This is a genomic window from Mesorhizobium intechi (genome assembly GCF_002879535.1).
GTDB classification, from domain to species: Bacteria; Pseudomonadota; Alphaproteobacteria; order Rhizobiales; family Rhizobiaceae; genus Mesorhizobium; species Mesorhizobium intechi.
Genome location: NZ_PNOT02000011.1, coordinates 1 through 19,391, shown reverse-complemented (window position 1 = coordinate 19,391; position 19,391 = coordinate 1). Strand labels below are relative to the sequence as shown.

The window sequence follows — 19,391 nt, the reverse complement described above, 5'->3', positions numbered from 1 at the left end:
CAATCCACTGTCTGCTGACGGCGGAGGAACCAAAGAAGATAGTTGGGATCCACCCCACCCATAGGCTTAATCACGAAAAGGGTGTGGCTGAAAGTGTAACGATCAAAAGGTGGCAGGAACCTGGGTAATCCCAAACGCCCCTTACGAGCAAAGATGATGTCACCTTCCTCAAATGCACAAATCTCTTGCTGAAATTTCCAGAAAGCCTCTGTGGTGAGCTTCGCGGTCGAATGATCCCAACCGTCTTCACCTGAGAATTCCTGGGTCGATAGGAGGGGAATCGTACCACCATTGTAGTCGGGGTAGCGATGACTTGGATTGGGATCAGTGACGACGGCGAGTTGGCCAAGGGGCACGACTTTCCAAGTTTCCGGGTAGCTGTAGTTCTCTACGTCTCTTGCCAAGAAAGTTGGTACCTTGGCTCCGCGCATACCACGCTCTGATACCTGTCGTAACCAATCGACCTTGACCCGCTTCAGCAACTCGGATGCCGGCTCATCCTTCGGGTCCTGCGGCACCATCCTGCCCATAACCGCTAATTGCAGAATGGTCTGCTTCAGCTGATCGACGCTGTCTTCGGTGGCGAACAAGGTATCGAAATGGGCTTCGATCCGCGCCCAATTTTCCGCCAGTTGGCCAGCGTCTTGGCTTGACGTCAGCGTCGCCAGCAATTCCGTGACTAGAAGCTGATGCGCATCGATCGCCTCATAGGTCCCGGCTTCCAGCCGATCGCACAGCACCATCAACTCGTCGACTTTGGCGACGATCCGGTGTTGCTCGGCTTCAGGGGGTAGCGCAAAAGCAGTTGCGATAATTTTCTCTCTTGAAATGTTGGGCTGAGCCCCACCGGCGCCTTGTTCAACGAACAAAGGACGCATCGCCTTCAGCGCCGTAAGCAAATATCGGTTGAAAGCCCCCTCGAAAGGTGCGCATGCGCAAACTGCCTGATTGGTCGTGCCTTCAACCGCCAAGATCGACGTCTTGCCGATCGTCGCACCGTACATTGCGATTAAGACATCACCAGGCCGATTCAGGCGCAGCGAGCATTCCTCAAGTGCCAAATCCGACACTGACTCTTCAGAAATCGAAATAAAGTCCGAGGTTAATTCCCCAGACTTAAACCAAGGGATTTCTCCTCCGAAATACTCTGAGCGTTTGCGATTAGGCGTGGCGCCGGAGCCCCAATCACCTAACTCATTAAGTCTAATCCATAACCAGCCGTCCGGCGCTTTGTACCTGATTTCGTCGGCATGGACTGGCGGCAATTGCTTGCCGTTACGCATCCGCTTTTTCGCGATTCGATCAATGTTATCGGCTCGAAATCGCCTCAGCAACACCGTAGCCGACACATCATTTGGATCCTGCATCACCAGCTTGCCACGCACCGCCAGATCCAGGATTAGTGTTCGCAGTTTCTTGATGCCATACAGGCTAAATTTCTTCGAGCGGCCGCGCCCGGCGGAGGATCTGCGCGCGATCGCCGAGGACCAGAGATCGATACGGTCGTTCAAAAGCAAGCCGACGCTTTCCACGCCAGTCATCGTGTCAGAGCCTCGGAAAGGATCGCCTTCAGCTGATCGCGGATCGACTGGATCGACTCTTGGGTTTTGCGGTAATTCTCCAGAAGATGCTCCGGATTATGGTCGATGGCCTCGGCTTGGTGCGGGTTCTTGCGGTCGAGATTGTAATTGCTGTCGGCGATCTCGGCGGCTCCGACTTTCCAGGCCTGTTTCGTAAACTTGCGGCTCTTGAAGCCGTCCGCCTCGTTGCCCCACCAATCGCGCTCAGTCTGGAATTCATTGAATTGCATCGGCTTGGTCTTGTTGTAGCTGCTCACGCCGTCGGGATACGGATGCTCGTAGAACCAGACATCCCGGGTCGGCACGCCTTTGGTGAAAAACAGGATATTGGTCTTGATGCCGGTATAGGGCGCAAAGACACCATTCGGCAGCCGGACGATCGTGTGGAGATTGCACAACTCCAGCAGCTCTTTCTTCAAAGTCGATTTCGTGCCTTCGCCGAATAAGAACCCATCAGGCAATACCACCGCAGCACGGCCATGGGCGCGCAGTAGCCGAATGATGAGAGCCATGAATAGATCGGCGGTTTCACGCGTGCGCAGGTGGGCCGGGAAATTGTTTTCGATCCCGTCTTCTTCCATTCCGCCAAAGGGCGGATTGGTGGCGATCACGTGCACGCGGTCGCGATCGCCATAGTCGCGATAGGGTTTTGCCAGCGTGTTACCATGGATAATGCCGCTAGGTGTGTCGATGCCGTGCAGGATCATGTTGGTAATGCATAACATGTGCGGCAGCGCCTTTTTCTCGACGCCGCGAATTGTGTTTCTCAATGTCTCTTCATCAGCCGGCGAATGCACGGATGTGCGCTTGTGGTCGACGGCGCAGGACAGAAATCCACCTGTGCCGCAGGCAGGATCGAAGACGATCTCCTGCAGTTCCGGATCAAGCCGGTCGATTATGAAGCGGGTGACGGCGCGCGGAGTGTAGAACTCGCCAGCATTGCCCGCGCTTTGCAGATCCTTCAATACCTGCTCGTAGATCGCGCCGAAGGTATGGCGGTCCTCACTGTTGTTGAAATCGATCTCGTTGATCTTATTGATCACCTGGCGCATGAGCGTGCCGGACTTCATATAATTGTAGGCATCTTCGAAGACATCACGCAGCAGCTGCGCGCGCCTTCCCGCCTCGCCCTGGGCGGCCGGATCAGTCTTCAACCTAGGGAAGAGTTGCAGGTTGACGAAATCGGTCAGAGCGTCGCCGGTGATGCCTTCGCTGTTGGCAGCCCAATTACGCCAGCGCAGATGATCGGGGATCGCCGACTTAAAATCGTCCTCAACCAGTTCAAGTTCGCTTTCACGATCGTCATAGATCTTCAGAAAAAACATCCACACCAACTGGCCGATGCGCTGGGCGTCGCCATCGACGCCGACATCTTTGCGCATGATGTCCTGGATCGATTTGATAACGCCGGAAATATTGCTCATTCACCCGCTGCCTGCTGATAGATTTCGTCTTCGAGTTCGCGAAGTGCGCGCTCATAATTCTGCTTGCCGCCAAAGGCGCCGTTGATGATCTCCAGCGGTGTACCGATTTCGGTAAACGGCCTCAACCGCAGCACCTTGGCTTCCTCGATCGTGGCGATACCCTCATCAGCGTATTTGTCGAGCAGGGCCGACAGCACTGCGCGGGCCTTGTCGCCATACTTGCCGAAATAATTGCGCTTCCTCACCTGATCTGCCCGCTCGCGCCGGGTGAGCGGCGGTTGGCCATAGGCGATATGGCACAAGAGGTCGAAATCACCGAAATCGCGACCGACCTCCTCGGCGAGGTTGGATAGCACGATGCCATACTCCTCCAGCTCGTCGATGATCGCCCTCTTGCGGTCACTTGCCTGCCATTTGCGGATGAAATCGTCGAGCGAGGCATATTCGGAGGTGATCTGCTTTCGAGCGAATTCACGATAGGATTCGGTGATCAGGTTACCGTCGGGACCGATGTATTCAACCCGCTCGGCGATGATGCGAGCATCGACGCCGCTGATGCGGATCTTAGTCACACCCGGCGGATTCTCCGGCCCTTCACCCCCATCACCTTCGTCCCCGGGCTCGGGATCCGGGTCCGGCGGCACCGGATCATCGTCGGGACCTGGCTCATAAATCACCACCGGTTCGCCATCGAAATCAGGATCGCGGAACAGCTCGGTCGCCTTCTTGAAATCCATAATGGTGTAGAAATACTTGTTGTTGTCCTCGTCGATACGGCTGCCCCGGCCGATAATCTGCTTGAACATGGTCATCGAATTGATAGTCCGGTCGAGCACGATCAGCTTGCAGGTCTTGGTGTCAACGCCGGTGCTGAGAAGCTGCGAAGTTGTGGCGATTACAGGATACGGCTCTTCCGGATCGATGAAGCGATCGAGTTCGGCCTTGCCTTCGACGCTGTCCCCGGTGATCCGCATCACATACTTGGAATTGTCACGGGCGAGATCGCCGGCGGCATTGACGATCGCTTTGCGCATGCGCTCAGCATGATCAATGTCTTCGCAAAAGATGATGGTTTTTGCCATCGGGTCGGTGGCTCGTAGGAGTTGCATTACGCGTTCGGCCACCAGCGTTGTCCGCTTGTTCAGTATCAGGATGCGGTCCATGTCCTTCTGATTATATTCGCGTTCCTCGACAGCATTGCCGAGATCGTCGAGCATGCCGGGCGGCGGAGTCCAGCCTTCGAGATCGCGGTCGATATCAATGCGGATAACTTTATAGGGCGCCAGGAATCCGTCCTCGATGCCCTGTTTCAGTGAGTACTTATAAACCGGCGCGCCGAAATAGTTTACGTTGGAAACATAACCTGTCTCCATCGGCGTCGCTGTCATGCCGAGGTGAATGGCGCCGCTGAAATAGTCGAGAACTTCACGCCAAGCTGAATCCTCCGCAGCGCTGCCGCGATGACATTCGTCGATGACGATTAGATCGAAGAAGTCTCGCGAAACGGATTTGAAAATCTTGTCGGATTCAAAAGGCCCAGTCAGCGCCTGATAGAGCCCCAAATGGATTTCATAGGCAGGATCGATCTTCCGGTTCTTCACCTTGGTCATTGATGCGCCGAAGGGCGCGAAATCGTTGACCAGCGTCTGATCAACTAGGATATTGCGATCGGCAAGAAACAGAATCCGCTTAGCGGTGCCTGCCTTCCAGACCCGCCATATGATCTGGAAAGTCGTGTAAGTCTTGCCAGTCCCTGTGGCCATCACTAGCAGTACACGCTTCTGGCCCTTAGCGATCGCTTCAACACTGAGGTTGATGGCATCGACTTGATAGTAGCGCGGATCCTTGCCGTTGGCCTCTCTGTGATAGGGCTGTTCGACCAGGGCGATCTCGCCGGGCTTTATGTCGTGAAATGTCCGGTAGCGACGCCAGAGCTCCTCAGGGGTTGGAAACTGTTCGAGCGCCAATTCGATCTCGATATCGCTCCCAGAGGGAGCCGTCTTGTCGTGACTGGCAAACCCATCTCCGTTAGAGCTGAAAGCGCAGGGCAGTTTCAAAATGCCGGCATACTCCAGCGCCTGCTGCAGTCCGTGGCTAATAGCAAAGCCATTACTCTTGGCCTCGATGATCGCCACAGGGAGTGAGGGCTGCCACGAAAGTACATAGTCAGCGAATTTCTTCTTGCTCTTGTTACGCGAAGACACGTTGCCACGCACGATCACTGGACCCGGCGTCAGGGTCACCTCCCGCCGGATCTGTGTCATCGGGTCCCAATGACTGGCCTGAAGGGCCGGAGTGATGAATAGATCGCAGATATCGATTTCGCTGAGCTGCAGCTTCTCTTTTTTGTCCAAGGATCTCGCCCCCAAGCTACCTCTGCTTCCGACTGCGCCCTATCGCCGGTATAGTATATCCGTCTATTCAAGCACATAGCCGCCGAGACTATGATGTTGGAAAGCCGTCGGGGCTACGTTCCGTGCAGGTCGCGTGCCAGTAGGAAGGGCAGTCCTGCCTCGGTCCCGAACCGTTCTATCGCTGCAAGCAGAACCGAGGACGAAAGTTCACCAGCCTCGAGGGCGTTCAACCCAAGCGCAAGGAGATCCAAATCGACGAGTTCCGCTGGTTTCAGTATCATGCGCCAGTGGAACTCGTCTGCACGGGCGGCGTCGATCAGTTCCCTACGCCTGATCACGGCCGCGAATACGGTGTCCTGATCGCCCGAGCTGGCGACGTTCGAGCCAAGGCGATCGAAGAGTTGCAGGTAGCTGCCGACCGGCAGTCCCGAAAGGCCTATGGCCGCGCTCTTGTTTACCAAGAGCCGGCCGGAGGCCAAATCGCTAACAAAACGCGTGCTCTCGTTTCGCCGGCCGCGAAGCGCTTGGTAGAGGTTAAGTAGCTGCTGCGGTGTCTGACGGGACTCTCGTTCGAAAGGCAGCGTGCTTTCTTCCCTCACGCGGCTACCGTCCTTGTCCTCTGCGAGAACGGCCGGTCCGAAGCGCGCGATCATATCCTCGTTTGCGAAATCTCCGCTACGCACGCGCTTAGGGCTGACAAGGCTTTGCAGCATGTAGCCTACATAAAGCCCAATCGACACGAACTCCGCTCCGGCATTCGCAAGCATCTTGCGAGCAGGTTCCTTGCGATTGAGTAGCAGGGCGATAATGCCGGCGTCGCGCCGCGCCGTAGCCGCACAGCCTCGGTCGAGTGGAGTCTTGCGCCCGTCGTGCCATTTTGCGCGGTCGATTAAGAATGAGATACGCCGCTCCATCCGCGCGCTATCGAGACCGAGCTGTTCGGCGTATTCGACCATCAGAAGAGCTCCCGGATATTTGTGATTGGAGTCGGCTTAACAAAGCCGGGATTGGGAAAACTGTCGATGAGTGTCGTCTGGCCGCTGTGGCCGTCCCACCATTCAACATGTTCGATCTGATTGGACGGAATGTGAATCTTGGCCGTGATCTCGCCCTCAAGCTGGAATGGTGACCAGCGATGGTAGACGTTGAGGTCCCGGATTTCCTCAGCGACGGCTGAGAGCGGCACCGCAGGATTAAGCGCCACCAGGACCCAGCCGTAGAAGATTGCTCCCGGGTGCCGCCCAGCATCGGTGGCGAAGTCGAGCGCCGTGGTGAGCGCGGAATAGATATGGTTCTGCGATAGCAGCGTGTCTCGTTCGACGCAGCCTGCGGCAACAGAGATGAAGGGCGTGTGCGGGCCGAAATTCGCGTAGTCGTGGACGTGCCGATCAAGGTTGCCGTCGGTCAGCACGGCGTCTACTTGGGTCGGGGTGATCTTACCGCCGGGAATGTTCCGCCACCAATTGGACTGGATGCCACGGGCGTCGGTGATAAGGTTCTTTGCCGTGGCCCAGTCTAGCGCCCCTGCATCGCCCGAAATTCCCTTCGCGAACCATTGGATATACATCGTCAGCTCCTTGCACGGCCGAGCGCGTCCAGAACCAGATGCACCAACTCGTCTGGCAAGTCGGTGATGCCGAATGCCGAGATCGGAACCGGCTTGCGTGCCCGCCCTACATAGAAGATCAGCGGAGGGCTATTGCGGTACTGCGCGAGTTCGGTGGCGAAGCGCAGGCCTTCCTTCGCACTCCCTTCGCGGTTCACGTTGGAAATGATTAAGTCGTAGGTGACCTGAAGGATGGCGGCCTCAGCGGCAGCACTGGTGATCCGAGTGTCAACCCGTGCACCGGCGTCCTCGAACAGTTTGATTTCGTTGCGGTTGTTGTCGGGCCGGTCGTCGACCCACATTAATCGCGCACCTTCCAATAGGGCCTGCTGGTTTGCCAGCCTTCGCGATGCCTTTCCGAGGGCGTTAAGCGGAATTTGAAGCTGATGCGACGCAGCGGCGTTTTCGAGCCTGTCTTGGAACTCGATCTCGAATCCGCCCGCGCCGACCTTATGGATTCGTCCAGTGAGCGCCCGAAGTCCATCACGCCCGATCCATAAAAGAATGACCAAAATGACGATGGCCCAAATCAGATGCGGGACGAGGCCGAGGATTGGTTCCCAGTCGAAGCCCTCCGGCGCTTTCGTGGGACCGAGATGAATCTCAAGCATAGCAATAGCCGATTGTGAAGTTGTCGCAGAGTAGCACGGGTGCGGTCAAGCCGCACGGTGAATGCTTTCTGGACGCACATGAAGAATGGGCGTCCCCCAAATGTGCTCACTAGCTTGCACCAGCGCTCGCCTCCTGGTTACTAGATGAGCGCTTCGAGCTGCCCTTCCAAGCTCAGTTCGGCTTCTGGCCCATAGTAAGCGATTTCGGTGGATCGGTGTTACCCCGGTGCTACCCCAGCGATAAGAAGCTTTGCATGCATCCATTACGTGAGTTACTAAGTCCCTGAAATCGTTTGCGGGGAAAGGCGCTGGCGCACTCCCGCCACCAAGAATCTAGCTCAGATCAAAATGGAAAACGAGACAGCGGAACTGGCCGATGTGCCCATCCCCAACGTCATCGGTAGGGAGCTTGATCGCTGCTCTTGATGTGCCGGCAGCGGTCAATCTTCGCGATTTCAGCTTCATTCAGATTTCCATAAACCCAGACGTTCTCACGTCCGACAAGAGAGACGCGCCTTGAGCCGGGCTGGGGCTCGATGTCCTTCAGGTTGACGCCATTGAAAATAAGCTGAAGCGCAAGAGCTCGAATCTGCCCAACCGGGACGTCTTCCGTGCACAACAGCAGATTTGTCGGAAGACTATTCTCCGGCTTCATATGCTCGTAGTTGATGCCAAGTTGCTCTAGCGCACCCTTCACATCCCCCTCCTCATGGGTTTCTCCCGAATATCGAACACGCGTTCCTTTAAACAACACACTGTCCTCATTTGGCAGCGGCACATTTGGATCCGAGGGTGCCTCGCCAACGTCGACCAAATCTCCTGACTTGTACGAAGAAGGTGGGCCGGGATCCGGCAATACCGCCGGCTCATCGAGTCGCTGCATTGCTTGTGCGACGGAAAGTCCCAGCGAAGCCTCGATTGAGTCATTTTTGCATGTCACCCAAGTAGAGTATGATCCAGTGACTTCGTCAGCCGCCGACCAGGATACTGATACTTGCTGTCCCTCTATGATCTCGCCATGAAAGCGGCAGTAGAGCTTCAACGATAGAGGACGAACGCTATCGGACTGTTGTCCGAATTCAAAATAGAGCTTATAGTTCGAATTAAGAGTTGTATCGATGAAAACACTAGTCCAAACAGCATCGAACTTCTGCAACAAATCAAGGCGAAGCTTGCCTCGATCATCATAACCGCGAAGTATCAACTCGATGTCGCACTTCGTTGCAGCACAATAGGCCATATGCATCCGAAACGGCGCTACGGAGACAAGTCTGCCCGGCGGCACCCCGTAGTTGATCTTTGAAGCGAGCAAGGCAAACGCAGTCTTCATTTCCTCACTGCGCGTAATGTTGTCAAAAGTGCTGAAACGCTCAAAGGCGGCCATGTTTTGCTTGACCAACCGCTCACGCTCAATCCAGGCATCGGAAGCAGTCCAATATTCTCCCTTCACACCAGAAAGGGCTCCCCACAAGTCTTTTCGGGTGACGTCCGGCATCTTACGAAGCACATCCAGCCGGGTTGCTTCGGTGAGTGAATCGACAATAGGGATGCTGTCATCGAGACTAACGTTGGCGGAGAATAGAAGGGCCTGAGTCTCTAAAGCAGCCACGTCAATGGCGGCATCGTCCTTGAGCAGTGCTTGTCTCAACCTCTCGGCCAGGTACTGCGGGGTGACTGGCGCTTTCTGAGCCGCTCTGCCACTGCATCGGTCGAACGCTTCCTTGGCAGTCGCAATTGAATGCTCGCGACTAGGATAGTACCCGTCGACATCACCACGCTGGTTCTCGAAGAATTCCTCCACATTGACCCAGCTGGCGCCCATTGCACCAGCAGCGCAACCTGCAAAATGGTCAGCCTGAGTTTCCTTTTCGAGGCGGCTAAGATTAATGCCTGTCGTGAAGTGACGCAGAAAGATGTGTCCGAGCTCGTGAGCGAACAGCACCCATGCTTTGTCGCGCTGGACCAAGTGTGCCGGATCGGCGAATTTGAAACCAATTGACTGACGCACCCATTGCCGATCGTATAGGATATAGTCACCGAGCGGAGCCTTCGCTCCATCAAAGTAGATTGCTTCGACATTGGGAATGCCGTCACAGGGCAATGCCGTTATTCCGGTCGCCGCCAACCCAAACGCCGAGGCTACATCTTGAATGACCTCTTCGACGTCATTTGGCGCAAAACCCAGCTGGCCGCCGTTGTTGAGATAGTCATTAACGCAATCGGCGTCAGCCGCTGCAGGGGGGCACAACAAAAGCAGGCCCAATACGGCGGCACAAATACGAATGTTGGCGCCTAGCCACATGGCAGTTCCTATTTGTCCGGCGTGCCCGTTTCGATGTTGATGAGTTCCTCCGAAGGAGGCGATGCGCCAAGCGGTGCGCAGTCCCTTCTGTTGAAGGGCGATGTGAGCTTGTCCTTGTAAAGGTCAAGCTCGCAAGACCGACGGTTGATTAGGCCGTCTACCACGTTCCCCTTCGACTTCACCCATTTGGGAAACTCTAAGGCGGCTCGGTTGTACTCCTCGGCGTTCAAAAGCCGCCGCATCTTCGAGCCCTTGAAACCCTTATCGCTGGCGCCAACGTTGAAAACGAAAGATACTACTGCACCAAATTGCTCGTCTGTTAGGCGAGCCTGAACAAGCTTCGACACAGCAATCCGGGCTTTCGAGGTATCGTCATCGAGCATTTTGAGCCCCTCCTCCACAGACAGCGGGGGTTTAAAGGCAGCAACCTTCTCTGTAACTTTGGCGCATGGCTGCCGGTCTATTAGGTGGCCGTATCCAATTGTGCAGTAATTAGACGAATCGTTGTAGGCGTCGGGCATCCACCTCTCAAAATCTTTGATAAGATCAAGAGCTAAGGGTGGAATTTTCCGCGCACTACCAGCATCCCCGAAACCTAGGGACGGATTGTCTAAGAGCTCTAGCTGAAAAGGCGAGGTCACATGGTCGGGAACGCTGGGAAAATCGTCTGCGAGAATTGGTGTGGCGAAAAACGTAAGCGCCGCGAAAACTGCAGTTTGCGCTGCGTATGCCATCAGATACCTCCCTCGCAAATTATTAGGTTATTGGCACTTCTGAATTTGTACAAGGGCACGAGTAAATCGTGCATGCCGATTTATCCGCCATCAGACCAGAACAAAACTCGCAAAGCGGTCGTACGGCATGGAACCGCCAACGTTTCACTCACAAGTAAGTAGAAGGCTTTTTTGGGTTCGTGTTACCCCGGTGCTACCCTGATCTGAGAAATTCAGAGTGAGAGGCACACTTTGCGTCGATCACCACGGTAAATCAATTAGTTAGGCTCATCGCGTTGGTTGTTCTTTGCCTCGACTCCTGCCTTCGGGGGCAGAGGTCATGTTCGCTGACCGTTTATGCTGGTTCCTCGCGTGGCCGCCAAGACCACTCGTCCAACTTCGAGTGCCTGCCTGTCATCATCACTCAAAAGGGTCGCCGAGCGGATGAGATCGCGTTGCCTCTGGGCCGGAATGTCTCCGTAGCTGCTGAACGTCGTCAGCACCTCGGCATGCCCCAAGTTCTGCGACCAAGCCTTGAAGGCTTCGGCGCTACCTCGGCAGAGCTCCATCCCAAGGCGCACAAGCGTTTTGCGGAACGAGTGCGGATTGAAGTAAGGCAGTCCGGCGCGGCTGAAGGCTTCCTTGAAGATGGCGCGTATCGGACCTGCAGAGCCCCAGCATTCCTCATGCAGACCGACCGGTGCGAGAGAGCCGGCTTCATCGAGGCCGGTCCTCGTGGATGGAAAGAGCGGATCGTTGGGGCCACGACCGAGCACCTCAGTGGAATACGCGATCCAGTCGACGACAATCTGCTTGATATCATCGCCAACCTCAAAGAAGTACGTCGGGAAGCTCTTGGAGAATTTGACGCGAACGTCTCGCGCGTCATGATGTACGACGCCCTCGACGAGGTCGACGTGCTTCAGGCGCATCGAAGCGATGGCGTTGTCTCGAGCTCCAGTCAAGATAGCGAATGCTACTAACGCGCGGTTCCGCCTTTCGATCGAGGTGGCGTTCGGCATCACACGTAGCACCTTGCGTATCTCTTCCATCGTCGGTACTCGAGGTTCCCGCCTCGCCTTGGCTATGGCGGTGTCCTTGAGCGAGAGGCTGAAGTAGTCGGCGTCGGAGTACTGCAGCTGAGACTTGTATCCGGGCTGCCCAGCCAACCACTGAAAGAACGTCTTGAGGGTACCCAGCGTGGAATACACGGTCGCCTTGCTCAGACGTTCGCCGGTGCGCAAGTTCAGCTGATCGGCAAGGTGTTTCTTGAAGCCGACGGCCTGCTGGCGGTGGAACTTCTTGAAGTCGCGATGGCCTGTGTAGGTCTCGAAGCGAGCCAAGGCTTTCGCCCCCGCATCAATCGACGGTGCGCTGAGGCCCCTCCCTTCTTCCAGGAAGGTCAGATACTCGTGCTTGATGCGCTCATTAATAACGTTGCGACGCATGCTTCATCTCCACACTGCTTGAGATCACAATTCCAAAGGAGGTGGTCCCACTCTCCCTTGTGTTCTCATGCCTTCGCATCGGTGACATCCAAGAGCGCCCGAAACTCAGCGAGCCGTGCCGAGCTAACAGCCTGAAACAATAAGCGGCCGCAGTCCGGACAGATCGCTCGCATTCGACCTCGTCCATTGCCGCTTTCGACAAACTCGGCCATGTCGCCGGCGGGCCACTGTGCTTTGCGGCAGGGCAGGCAGTAGAGCTCGCCCGGTGCACACGGACGCTTCATCGTCGCCCGCTGCTCGGCGTGAAAGGCATTGACGTCGTGGCCTGAAAACAGCATCGGCCGACGATCATCGATCGGCTGCAGGCCTGCTCGGAACCAGTTGCGGATCGTGTTCTTGTGGCAGCCGAACAGCCTCGCCAGTTGCTCGACCGTGTAGGAGCGGTTTTGCTTCGCCCGGATGAAGCGGCGCCGGCGCTGCATCATTGGACGGCTCACCCGATGACGGAGGTCGAGCGGCGAGCTTCGCCGATCCGACTCTCTGCCCAGGCATCGAGATCCGCGGGGGAATAGATCGGCGTGCGACCCGCCTTGCGATAAAGCGGCCCGCCACCGGTGACCGCGAGCTTGGCCAACCACTGCTTCGAGCAGGGGAAGCCGAACTTAGAGTTTACATATGAGGCGGCTTCGGCACGCCGAAGAAACCGCGGACCTGGGATCGCCGACGCGACATTGCTTTCATTCATCTGCCATCTCCATCACTATCCCGGGAATTCCCGGTTACTGCCAGAGATGGCCGCGCCACCGACCTAGAAATAGGTGCCCTGAAATGATCTTCGAGCGATAATTTCTAGGCCCTCCTCGCCTTGTTGTATGCGGCCCGAATTCGGTTCTCGATCGCCTTTCTACCCGCGGGAGGATTCTCTCGATAATTTTTGACAAGCCATTCGGCTAGAAGTTGCGCCTGGGCCTTCAGGGTTGACTCCACCTCGCCGCGAGCGGCTCGTTCGCCAAACTCCGCCTGTATCAAGTGCATTGAAGATGGCCGGCCAGCCGCGCCGCTTTTGAGCGGAGACGTCAACTCAACGGGCCAGAAGCGGGAAATGTCTTCCTTGGCTACCATCAGATGCCGCCAGCGAACGTCGCTGCGATTCCTGAATGAGTCGTCGAACCCTCGCCGCCAGTGCCCCTCGTCCAGATAGGGGCAGGATTGAAGGTAATAGACCTCGCTCCACCCCAACTCATTGGCAGCGTCTGAAAATGGGTAGTCTACTTGGCAAGCTGCAAATATCACTCCGTCGATGAGCTGACGTGCGCTGTCTCGTACACCGCTTATACGAACTTCATTTGAAGATATGCGATCGAGCAGCTCCTGGAATGCAATCTGCCATGGCTGCGTGTCGCAGGGATCGAAGTCTACCTTTCCCCCACTCGTCGCAATCCATTGGGCTGCGCAGAACAAGGGCATGTAGCCCGGCCCCTCAGGCCTCATGAGTTGTGGCAGTGGTATCCGCGGCTTGGACGCGGGCCAAAGCAAGATAATCCCCTTGCGGGGCACAAGGACCTTGTCGTAACGGCCGGTTGCACCGCGGCGGGCGCCGACTGCACTGTAATAGTCCTCCCGGACATCGCTGAAGCATTTCAAGTCTATCCATTCGATGGGTGGGATGCTCACCCTGATCCCTTCCGATCCAGTCACACCGGTCGCCTCGAAACACGGAATGCTCAATGCGGTCAGCAAGGCCTGTTCCGCTGCCCCGGGAGACATCCACCACTTGGCGTCGCCATCCACTTCCCCCGTGACGTGATCGTAAGACTCGCTCAACACAAGTAAGTGCATCGAAGCCTTCGACCGCGCCTCGAGGAAGAAGCCACCCGCGACGGGGCCTTCAAACCCGATGCGGGATTCTTTGAAATGCCAATCCCAGCAGTTCTCGCGATATGCGTCCCAAGCCTCCCGAACTGCGTCCTCGGTTCGCGATGCAATCCAAGCGACGGCCATCGGCATCGTCCAGAATTCCTCTCGCATTGGATCGAACATGAAGGTGTGCGGGACCGAGGCTAATGGCCCTACACCCAATTTCTTCGCCACAGCTTCGGCTCTGTTGGCGGTCCATTTGCCCCTTTGGGCCTTCCCGATTATGTCGCTCCGGACATAAAGCGCATCACGCGTCAGGTTCATAAGATCATGATCTACCCAAGATCATTGATGGGAACCAGCTTCCAACGGAAGGAACCACAAATAAGCTGGTCCCTCCGACCGGCACGCGCCACCCCATCTGTACTTTATTAGGGAGTGCTACCGGCATTACGTTTGTGAGGTCGATCGACTTTGCGGCCGGCGCCATCCTTGATCGACACAATGTCGGCGTTCCGAGACATGTTGAACGCTGCTTCGACAGATTTTGAAATTTCGTCGGCAGCTTTCTTGACCGGATCGTCGGCAAGATGGGCGTAGCGGCTCGTCGTCTTAACGTCAGCGTGACCGAGGATGGCGCCTATTATTGGGAGCGCATCGCCGCGTGCTAAGCCTACCGAGGCGAAGCTATGACGCAGATCATGCAGGCGAAGCGAAGAAAAGCCTGCGGCGGACCGCACCTTGCGCCAGACCCGCTCGACACCCTGGAAGTGCCCTTTTCCCGAAGACGCGGGAAACACATAATCGCTCCCTTCCACAGCGTACACGTTCGCCAGAACTTCTTTCGCCGGAGCGCCGATCGGAATCACCTTCGCACCGGTCTTGGAATCACCCAGCCGCAAATACCCGCGCTCCAGGTCGACCTCTGACCATTTCAGCGTCACGATTTCGCTTTTGCGTGCCCCAGTGAATGCGAGCAACCTAATAACTGCCACGCCAGCTGGGTTTGCTCCCGCCGCTTCTGCCTGGGCGAGCGCCGACCCGACCCTGGCTAATTCGGCCGCTGATAGAAACTTCTCGCCCTTCTGATCTGGGTAGCGTTTGACGCCGCGCACCGGATTGTCAGCGCGAAGCTGGCGCGACACGGCAAACGAAAAGATGCCACCGAGCAAACCAACGGTCCGCGCTGCGGTACCCTTACCGCCTTCGACGATCGCTCGGCCGCGAGCCTTCGTTTTGATGTCAGCCGCCGTCTTTCCCGCGGCTACATCTCTCATGAAGCGCTCGATGTCAGGTCGTGTGATCTCACTGATACGTTTCTTGCCGAGCAGAGGCTTGATATGTCGCTCGATGCGCCCTTTGTCGGTGAGCAAGGTGCTGGGCTTTTTGGTATCGCACCCCTCAATGAGGTAAAGGTTGCAGACCTCCTCAAAAGTCCTTTCGGCCCGCGCCTTGGCTTTGTCAGCTGCAAAATCCTGTCCCAGTTCAGCCTGACGGATTATCCGCTTTGCTTGCTCGCGCGCAGCGTCGGCCTCGATCTTGCCGACCGCGCCGATCGTGACGCGCCGCAGCGGCGTGTTCCTGCCACCGATTCGGTAGACCGCAACAAATGACTTTGAACCGCTGGAGCGAACGCGGACACCGAAGCCGGTGAGCTCGCCGTCCCAGTGGACGAAGTCCTTCCCAGTTGTTCGAATGGCATCGACTGTGCGCTTGGTAATTCGACCTTGGGCCATGCCTGTCTCCCGTCGCATCGTTGTCTGGGTAACACCGGGGTAGCACACCAGGGGGAAGCCGCAGAAACGCTCAGGAAGGTATATCTTCCTTTGCTGTTGCTTTTGCAAGGGTTTTGGAATTGGCGTCAATCGCAAGTTATCTTCAGGAAGCCCTGACGCTTGCCCTCCGAAGGCAGAGGTCACAGGTTCGAATCCTGTCGGGTGCGCCATTTCGGTATAAAACTGCGAACGCCAGCAGCCGCCGATTCTACGCCAGCAGCGGCGACAAGTGTCCGCAGTGGTTCGGTTTTCGATCCCAGGATGCGAATTTCGGTCGGGTCGACCACCGCGACACGTTGCGCAAGCGCACGCAGATGGTCCCGTGTTCCATCGTCGTTCCGAAGCTTGCGCCGCGCGGCTCGCGCGTACCGCCGCAAGCTGTCCGGGCCAGCAGCATTTCAGGTATGCCGCTTACAAGCTCGGCTCCGTGAGAGCGTCGATCATTGGCACGATCCATGCGTCGCGTTTGACAATGTGAAGATGAGTCGTGCCTGGCAGCACCGCCAGGCGGGCATTCGGAACGAGGCGCGCGAACTCCGCCGCGTGCTCGATCCGCACATAATCATTGTCGCCGATTGCAATGAGCATTGGGGCGCGAATGGAGCGCAGTTCGTCCTCGCTCCAACCCGGCCACACCGCAAGCATCGTGTTCAACCGACCAAGGATGGTTTTGAAAGCTGTCGGGTCCGGCGCGCTGCGTTCGAAGCTCGCACGCCACGCTGCGAAATCCGCTGCGGTGGGCAGGAGTTCGGCCAGTTCCGCAGACGGTGCCTCGGTCGAGCCCCGTTGCATACGTGCAAGATCCAGGCGAAAGCCATCAAGTTGGTATGGCGTGCCAAGCGTGGCGACTTTGCGGACGATGTCCGGATGACGGATTGCGACACCGGTGGCTATTATGCCGCCAAGGCTGTGGCCGACGAGATCCGACTGCCGCACGTCGAGATGCGCCAGAACGCCCGCCGTATCCCTGACCATCTGATCGATCGTCATCGGTTTTCCCGGCCTGTCAGCCGTGTGTCCGTGCCCTTGCTGCTCAATCGCGATCACCGGCCGGCGGTTGGCGAAGCGAGCTATCACTTCAGGCGCAAAAGCAGCTTCGATCGTGAGCGCTCCGCCATGCAGCAGCACGATCGGCACGGTTGTGCCATCCAGTGGCCCGCGGTGTACTTCATAGTAAACGTCGATACCGTCCAGCCTGGCAGTGCCACTACGAGAATCGGCCGCCTGTGCCTGCGTCCTGCCGCCCAAAGCCAAGCCCGTCGTCACCAGCGCGGCGGCACCCACGGCTTGCCGACGATTCCAACCGCTAGATCCCGTGTTCATGCCAACTTTCCCTTCGTCGCACGCCCTTCGACGAGAGCTGCGAGTTGCGCGGTGACCGTGCCCCAACCGTCGTGAAAGCCCATCTCCTCATGTTTGTCCCGATCCGCGCGGTTTTTGTGCATTGCGCAGGCCACGTATTCTGTGCCGTCCGGATGGTCTCTGAATGTGATGACGGCCGTCATGAATCCCCGCTCCGCGGGCCTCCAGCCCTCGATTAAGGCATTGGTGAAGACAATTCGCTCACCCTTCGCGACATCGAGGAAGCAGGCCGCGAGGTGAGGTACGAACGGGCCGCCACTGTCGCTCATCTCGGTGACGAACGCCCCGCCTGGACGCATGTCCATCTCAACCACCTTGCATTTCGTCGGCGCGGGGATCCACCATTGAGCGAAGCTCACGGGATCAGCCCAGGCGCTCCAGACGAGCGAACGCGCAGCCTTGATGATGCGCGACGTCGTTAGGTCGAGCTGAGGGTTCGGGGGCTGAATCACTTGGACTTTCCTTCTTCCTGGATTTGCATCACGAACTGCTCAAGACGGTCAGCGCGGCCTTCCCAGAGGGCGCGCTGTTCGGAAAGCCAGGCCTCGGCGGCCGCAAATTGCTTTTCAACGATTTCACAAGTTCTCACGCGACCTCGCTTGTGTGTTCGGATCAATCCGCTGCCTTCGAGGTAACGAATGTGTTTCATGAAGGACGGCAGTGCCATCTCGAACGGCTTCGCCAAATCGCTGACGCCTGCTGGTCCTCTGCTCAGCCGTCCGAGGACCGCGCGTCGCGTCGGATCGGCAAGGGCTTGGAAAACACCGCTAAGGTGGTCTTGATACTGTTCCATGAGGCTAAGTATCACAGCGCAACGCTTAGCTCAAGGGCTAAGTGACAGCTGCTCCGCTTGTCTTTTCGATGTCCAGGTGTGCAGCCTTGCGGCTGACGTAAATCCCATCAGCCAACGAAGGGACAGGCTGTTAAAGAGCCGGCTAGCCATAGCAGACATCTGCAGGACCATGGCCCGGAACGAAGGCGCCGATTACATCCCGATCCTTGAAGCGGCTCGCGAGAACTTTTGCCGCCATGATCTCACCTTTCGGCGCGAACCCAGTTCAAAGCCTCCGGGAGCCGGGCGCTCGGCGCAATGACTTGCCTCAGCCTCCCGCCACCGCCCGCACGCTCTCCCGTTCCACCAGCGGGCATTCCAGCTTGGTGATGGGATAGCGCCCGCGCCCGGGCGCCGTCGGCGCCTCGAGCTGTTCGATCGCCCATTGGCCCATCGCCATGTGCGGCAGGATCGAGGTGGTCAGCGGCGGGAAGAGGTGGCGGGCGATTTCCTCGTCGTCGTAGCCGACGACGGAGATGTCTCGCGGAATGTGCAGGCCGGCTTCCTTCAGCGCCTCGTAGCAGCCGATCGCGGTGCGGTCGTTCTGGCAGAAGATGGCGGTCGGGCGGTCTTTCAGGGCGAGCAGCTTCACCGTCGCGGCATAGCCCGCGCTTGCCGACCAGTCGCCCTCGACCACCAGATCCGGATCGAAGGGGATGTCGGCGGTGGCGAGCGCGCGGCGATACCCTTTGAGCCGGTCCTGGGCGGCCTGCATCCACGGCTCGCCGGTGATCGTGGCGATGCGGCGGTGGCCGTGGCTGATCAGGTGCCTTGTCGAATTCTGGCCGCCGGCGATCTCCGAAGGCACCACGGCGGGAAAGGCGTAGTCGGCCGTGTAGCAATTGAGCAGGATCACCGGGATGTCGAGGCTGTAAAGGAAGTCGGGCGCCGTGATCTCGCGGGTGAAGATGGTCATGTAGATCAGCGCCGAAATGCCCCGCCGGGTCAGCGCTTGGATGGCGCGCGGCTCCATCACGGCGTCGCCCATGGTCTGCGCCACCAGCAGCACGTTGCCGGCATTCCACGAGGCCTGGCGCGCGCCTTCGATCGCCACCACCGCCTCCGGGCTGGTCGCCAGCTGGTCGACGGCAAAGCCGATCACCCCGTCCAGCCCGTCGAAGGCGGCAACCGGCTTGCGCAGCGCCGAGAAGGCGGGCGCGCTGTAGCCCAGCGACCTTGCGGCCTCGATCACCCGCTCGCGGGTCTGCTGCGACAGCTTGATGCCTGGCGAGTTGTTGAGCACGAAGGAAACGGTCGCCTGCGAACAGCCGGCCGCCCGCGCGATGTCGGTCATGGTGACCCGCCCCTTGGGCTTGGCCGGCGCCTTGCGGCGCTTTGCCGTCTCGATGGCCCGATCCGTCGTCTCGCTCATGGCATTCCTGTCCCCGATCCCGGCCTGTCTAGCGGCAGCCTGCCGGCTCGACAAGATGGCGCGGCGGCGCCGATTTATGGAAATCGCCGCATCGTTTATATCTATTAGCAGCTGCGCGGTCCATCGATCATCAGGCTCCTTATGAACAGGGAAAG

17 protein-coding genes and 1 tRNA gene are annotated in these 19,391 nt (G+C 57.7%); 1 reads left to right on the top strand and 17 read right to left on the bottom strand.

Translation table 11 applies throughout. The features are described 5' to 3' along the window. The 13 genes from C1D09_RS00800 to C1D09_RS00740 form a co-directional block, all read right to left on the bottom strand. On the bottom strand, positions 1 to 1,541 hold a 1,541-nt coding region (locus C1D09_RS00800), incomplete at its 3' end, for a restriction endonuclease subunit S (protein WP_143972538.1). Continuing rightward, on the bottom strand, positions 1,538 to 3,004 hold the full coding sequence (locus tag C1D09_RS00795; protein ID WP_143972537.1) for a type I restriction-modification system subunit M: 1,467 nt from the start codon (positions 3,002 to 3,004) through the stop codon (positions 1,538 to 1,540). The genes C1D09_RS00800 and C1D09_RS00795, both read right to left, overlap by 4 nt. Then, positions 3,001 to 5,358 carry an EcoAI/FtnUII family type I restriction enzme subunit R gene (hsdR, locus tag C1D09_RS00790; protein WP_143972536.1) on the bottom strand — a complete coding sequence of 786 codons (2,358 nt, stop codon included), beginning with the start codon at positions 5,356 to 5,358 and terminating at the stop codon, positions 3,001 to 3,003. Before hsdR ends, C1D09_RS00795 begins: the two co-directional genes overlap by 4 nt. 113 nt (positions 5,359 to 5,471) lie before the next feature. Beyond that, positions 5,472 to 6,314, bottom strand: a complete 843-nt coding sequence (locus C1D09_RS00785; RefSeq protein ID WP_143972535.1) for a hypothetical protein — start codon at positions 6,312 to 6,314, stop codon at positions 5,472 to 5,474. Then, complete coding sequence (locus tag C1D09_RS00780) at positions 6,314 to 6,925, bottom strand: hypothetical protein (RefSeq protein WP_143972534.1); 612 nt, start codon at positions 6,923 to 6,925, stop codon at positions 6,314 to 6,316. The genes C1D09_RS00785 and C1D09_RS00780 overlap by 1 nt, the downstream gene beginning before the upstream one ends. 2 nt (positions 6,926 to 6,927) lie before the next feature. Further along, a complete protein-coding gene (locus C1D09_RS00775; RefSeq protein WP_143972533.1) occupies positions 6,928 to 7,575 on the bottom strand; it encodes a response regulator in 648 nt (215 codons plus the stop codon). A 394-nt stretch (positions 7,576 to 7,969) separates the two neighbouring features. Next, complete coding sequence (locus tag C1D09_RS00770) at positions 7,970 to 9,877, bottom strand: ImmA/IrrE family metallo-endopeptidase (protein ID WP_143972532.1); 1,908 nt, start codon at positions 9,875 to 9,877, stop codon at positions 7,970 to 7,972. Positions 9,878 to 9,885: 8 nt separating this feature from the next. Next, the gene (locus C1D09_RS00765; protein ID WP_143972531.1) at positions 9,886 to 10,611 is read right to left on the bottom strand and encodes a lysozyme; all 726 of its coding nucleotides are present in this window, start codon (positions 10,609 to 10,611) and stop codon (positions 9,886 to 9,888) included. 317 nt (positions 10,612 to 10,928) lie between these two features. Further along, on the bottom strand, positions 10,929 to 12,038 hold the full coding sequence (locus tag C1D09_RS00760) for a tyrosine-type recombinase/integrase (protein WP_143972530.1): 1,110 nt from the start codon (positions 12,036 to 12,038) through the stop codon (positions 10,929 to 10,931). 65 nt (positions 12,039 to 12,103) lie between these two features. Next, positions 12,104 to 12,523: a helix-turn-helix domain-containing protein gene (locus tag C1D09_RS00755; RefSeq protein ID WP_143972529.1), complete on the bottom strand. Its 420-nt coding sequence runs from the start codon at positions 12,521 to 12,523 to the stop codon at positions 12,104 to 12,106. Between the two features lie 8 nt (positions 12,524 to 12,531). Next, positions 12,532 to 12,672: a hypothetical protein gene (locus C1D09_RS34185; protein WP_342780195.1), complete on the bottom strand. Its 141-nt coding sequence runs from the start codon at positions 12,670 to 12,672 to the stop codon at positions 12,532 to 12,534. 215 nt (positions 12,673 to 12,887) lie between these two features. Continuing rightward, positions 12,888 to 14,219 carry a hypothetical protein gene (locus tag C1D09_RS00745; protein WP_143972527.1) on the bottom strand — a complete coding sequence of 444 codons (1,332 nt, stop codon included), beginning with the start codon at positions 14,217 to 14,219 and terminating at the stop codon, positions 12,888 to 12,890. Positions 14,220 to 14,326: 107 nt separating this feature from the next. Further along, positions 14,327 to 15,631 (bottom strand): tyrosine-type recombinase/integrase, encoded by a 1,305-nt coding sequence (locus tag C1D09_RS00740; RefSeq protein WP_143972526.1) that lies wholly within the window; start codon positions 15,629 to 15,631, stop codon positions 14,327 to 14,329. Positions 15,632 to 15,762: 131 nt separating this feature from the next. On the opposite strand from C1D09_RS00740, the gene C1D09_RS32990 reads away from it, so the two are divergent. Then, a tRNA-Arg gene (locus tag C1D09_RS32990) sits at positions 15,763 to 15,840 on the top strand. A gap of 241 nt (positions 15,841 to 16,081) precedes the next feature. On the opposite strand, the gene C1D09_RS00730 is transcribed toward C1D09_RS32990, so the two are convergent. The 4 genes from C1D09_RS00730 to C1D09_RS00715 all read right to left on the bottom strand — a co-directional run bounded on the left by C1D09_RS00730 (position 16,082) and on the right by C1D09_RS00715 (position 19,236). Continuing rightward, positions 16,082 to 16,993: an alpha/beta fold hydrolase gene (locus C1D09_RS00730; protein ID WP_143972525.1), complete on the bottom strand. Its 912-nt coding sequence runs from the start codon at positions 16,991 to 16,993 to the stop codon at positions 16,082 to 16,084. Next, positions 16,990 to 17,484, bottom strand: coding sequence for an SRPBCC family protein (locus C1D09_RS00725; RefSeq protein ID WP_143972524.1), 495 nt, complete (start codon positions 17,482 to 17,484; stop codon positions 16,990 to 16,992). Before C1D09_RS00725 ends, C1D09_RS00730 begins: the two co-directional genes overlap by 4 nt. Further along, positions 17,481 to 17,825, bottom strand: coding sequence for an ArsR/SmtB family transcription factor (locus C1D09_RS00720; RefSeq protein ID WP_143972523.1), 345 nt, complete (start codon positions 17,823 to 17,825; stop codon positions 17,481 to 17,483). Before C1D09_RS00720 ends, C1D09_RS00725 begins: the two co-directional genes overlap by 4 nt. A gap of 307 nt (positions 17,826 to 18,132) precedes the next feature. Further along, complete coding sequence (locus tag C1D09_RS00715; RefSeq protein ID WP_208760325.1) at positions 18,133 to 19,236, bottom strand: LacI family DNA-binding transcriptional regulator; 1,104 nt, start codon at positions 19,234 to 19,236, stop codon at positions 18,133 to 18,135. Between the last annotated feature and the right edge of the window lie 155 nt (positions 19,237 to 19,391).

Coding starts and splice junctions, on each gene's coding strand:
- C1D09_RS00795 (WP_143972537.1), bottom strand. CDS start 3,004: ATGAGCAATATTTCCGGCGTTATCAAATCGATCCAGGACATCATGCGC.
- C1D09_RS00785 (WP_143972535.1), bottom strand. CDS start 6,314: ATGGTCGAATACGCCGAACAGCTCGGTCTCGATAGCGCGCGGATGGAG.
- C1D09_RS00780 (WP_143972534.1), bottom strand. CDS start 6,925: ATGTATATCCAATGGTTCGCGAAGGGAATTTCGGGCGATGCAGGGGCG.
- C1D09_RS00775 (WP_143972533.1), bottom strand. CDS start 7,575: ATGCTTGAGATTCATCTCGGTCCCACGAAAGCGCCGGAGGGCTTCGAC.
- C1D09_RS00770 (WP_143972532.1), bottom strand. CDS start 9,877: ATGTGGCTAGGCGCCAACATTCGTATTTGTGCCGCCGTATTGGGCCTG.
- C1D09_RS00765 (WP_143972531.1), bottom strand. CDS start 10,611: ATGGCATACGCAGCGCAAACTGCAGTTTTCGCGGCGCTTACGTTTTTC.
- C1D09_RS00760 (WP_143972530.1), bottom strand. CDS start 12,038: ATGCGTCGCAACGTTATTAATGAGCGCATCAAGCACGAGTATCTGACC.
- C1D09_RS00755 (WP_143972529.1), bottom strand. CDS start 12,523: ATGATGCAGCGCCGGCGCCGCTTCATCCGGGCGAAGCAAAACCGCTCC.
- C1D09_RS00745 (WP_143972527.1), bottom strand. CDS start 14,219: ATGAACCTGACGCGTGATGCGCTTTATGTCCGGAGCGACATAATCGGG.
- C1D09_RS00740 (WP_143972526.1), bottom strand. CDS start 15,631: ATGGCCCAAGGTCGAATTACCAAGCGCACAGTCGATGCCATTCGAACA.
- C1D09_RS00730 (WP_143972525.1), bottom strand. CDS start 16,993: ATGAACACGGGATCTAGCGGTTGGAATCGTCGGCAAGCCGTGGGTGCC.
- C1D09_RS00720 (WP_143972523.1), bottom strand. CDS start 17,825: ATGGAACAGTATCAAGACCACCTTAGCGGTGTTTTCCAAGCCCTTGCC.
- C1D09_RS00715 (WP_208760325.1), bottom strand. CDS start 19,236: ATGAGCGAGACGACGGATCGGGCCATCGAGACGGCAAAGCGCCGCAAG.